This is a genomic window from Protofrankia sp. CiP1_Cm_nod3 (genome assembly GCF_982290655.1).
Window position 1 is genome coordinate 4,398 of the sequence record NZ_CEVIVD010000152.1, and the last position, 2,586, is coordinate 6,983.

A 2,586-nucleotide genomic window follows, 5' to 3' on the forward strand; every position below is an offset into this window, starting at 1 on the left:
CAGCTCGGCCGTGTCCAGGCCCAGCCGGTCGTCGCCGGCCAGCCGGGCCAGCAGGTCGTTGTGCTCCGCCCCCTTCTCCCGCAGGGCGAGGGCGACCGCTACCGCGTGCTCCCGGATGACCTCGTGGGCGGTCTCCCGCCCGACGCCCCGGCGGACGGCGGCCATCAGGATCTTCGTCGTGGCCAGGAAGGGCAGGTTGCGGTCCAGCTCCCGGGCGATCACGGCCGGGTAGGCCCCGAAGTCGTCCAGGACGGTCAGGAACGTCTCGTACAGCCCGTCAGCGGCGAAGAACGCGCCGGGCAGCGCCACCCGGCGCACGACCGAGCAGGACACGTCCCCCTCGTTCCACTGGTTCCCGGCGAGCTCGCCGGTCATGGCGGCGAAGCCGCGCAGCACCACCGACAGGCCGCTCACCCGCTCGCAGGACCGGGTGTTCATCTTGTGCGGCATCGCGCTCGAGCCGACCTGGCCGGCGGCGAAGCCCTCGGTGGCCAGCTCGTGGCCGGCCATCAGGCGGATGGTCGTGGCGAGGCTCGCCGGCCCGGCCACGGCCTGGACCAGCGCGGTGACGACCTCGTAGTCGAGCGACCGCGGGTAGACCTGGCCCACGCTGGTCAGCACCCGGCCGAAGCCGAGGAACCCGGCGATCCGACGCTCCAGCTCGGCAAACCTGGCGTCGTCTCCGCCGAGCAGGTCGAGCATGTCCTGGCCGGTCCCGACCGGGCCCTTGATCCCGCGTAGCGGGTAGCGCTCCAGGGTGTCCTCGACCCGCTCGAAGGCGGCCAGCAGCTCCTGCCCGGCGGAGGCGAACCGCTTACCGAGCGTGGTTGCCTGGGCGGGAACGTTGTGGCTACGCCCGGTGATCACCAGCGAGTCGTACTCGGCGGCCAGCCGGGCCAGCCGGGCCAGTGCCGCGACCATGCGCCCCCGGATCAGCGCGAGCGAGCTGCGCACCTGCAACTGTTCGACGTTCTCGGTGAGGTCACGTGACGTCATGCCCTTGTGCACGTGCTCGTGGCCGGCGAGGGCGTTGAACTCCTCGATGCGGGCCTTGACGTCGTGGCGCCGCAGCCGCTCCCGCCGGGCTATCGAGGCCAGGTCGACCTCGGTGAGGACCCGCTCGTAGTCCTCGATCACACCGGCGGTCAGCTCCAGGCCGAGATCCCGCTGGGCGCGCAGCACTGCCAGCCACAGCCTGCGCTCCGCGACCACCTTGCTCTCCGGTGACCACAGCCGCCGGATCTCGGCCGAGGCGTAACGGGTGGCCAGGACGTCGGGAACCTCAGGAACCTCAGGGGCCTCAGGAGGCTCGGGGGCGGTGGGAGGTGTGGGGGCCGCGTGCTCGGTTGCCATACCGGCCATCGTGCCCGACAACCGCGCCCGAATCCCCGGGCCGGGCACCCTACCGGCCGCAACGCCGCGTCACGGGCCGCAACGTCCCGTCAACGGCAGGACGCCCGGCCACCGGCCACGACGCCGCGTCACCGGCGGGGGCGTCCTGTCGCCGGCGAGAACATCCTGTTGCCGGCGAGGCTGTTGCCGGCGAGGACGCCCGGCGCATCGCATACGGTCGGAGCATGCCACTGACGCACGAGGAGTTCGCCGGGCTGACCCACCTGGGGTCGGGCAAGGTACGCGAGATGTTCGCGGTCGGTGAGGACGCGGTGCTCCTGGTCGCCAGCGACCGGATCTCCGCCTTCGACGTGGTCCTGCCCACCGAGATACCGGACAAGGGCGCCGTCCTCACCGGACTGTCGCTGTGGTGGTTCGACCAGCTCGCGGACCTCGTACCGTCCCATGTGATCAGCACCGACGTGGACGAGTACCCCGACGAGCTCACCCCCTACGCCGAGCAGCTGCGCGGCCGGTCGATGCTGTGCCGGCGGCTGACCATGGTGCCGATCGAGTGCGTCGCCCGCGGCTACCTCACCGGCAGCGGGCTGAAGGACTACCAGCGCACCGGCGAGGTCAGCGGCCACGCGCTGCCCGCCGGCCTCGTCGACGGCAGCCGGCTGCCCGCGACGATCTACACCCCGTCGACGAAGGCGCCGGTCGGCGAGCACGACGAGAACATCAGCCGGGCGCAGGCCGCCTCCCAGGTCGGCCCCGAGGCCGCCGCCGAGCTGGAGAAACTCACCCTGGAGATCTTTGAGCGGGCGGTCGACGTGGCCGCCGGGCGCGGCATCATCGTCGCCGACACCAAGTTCGAGTTCGGTTATGACGCCGACGGCGTCCTGCGGCTCGGCGACGAGGTGCTGACCCCGGACTCGTCCCGGTTCTGGCCCGCCGACCAGTGGCGGCCCGGCGGCTCCCAGCCGTCCTATGACAAACAGTTCATCCGCGACTACCTGGCGTCCACCGGCTGGGACCGGACCGCTCCCGGGCCGCAGCTTCCGCCGGAGGTGGTCGAGGCCACCCGGGCCCGTTACGTCGAGGCGTACGAACGCCTCACCGGCACCTCCTTCGCCGGCTACATCGCCACCGCGCGGGCCCGGTAGGCGCCGTCCCGGGCAGGTGTTCCAGGACGTCCGACCGCAGCCCGGCACCCCGGGCCCGGCGGGCGTACCCTCGGCCCGCCGGGCCGCG

General features: G+C 72.5%; 2 protein-coding genes. One reads left to right on the forward strand and one right to left on the reverse strand.

Going from position 1 to position 2,586, the window contains the following annotated elements; all coding sequences use genetic code 11:
* Positions 1–1,353, reverse strand: a 1,353-nt coding sequence (gene purB, locus AC5LUJ_RS20580; RefSeq protein WP_250292897.1) for an adenylosuccinate lyase, incomplete at its 3' end; no start/stop codon positions are given.
* Positions 1,354–1,577: 224 nt separating this feature from the next.
* On the opposite strand from purB, the gene AC5LUJ_RS20585 reads away from it, so the two are divergent.
* Positions 1,578–2,498 (forward strand): phosphoribosylaminoimidazolesuccinocarboxamide synthase, encoded by a 921-nt coding sequence (locus tag AC5LUJ_RS20585; RefSeq protein WP_250281944.1) that lies wholly within the window; start codon positions 1,578–1,580, stop codon positions 2,496–2,498.
* Positions 2,499–2,586 lie beyond the last annotated feature (88 nt).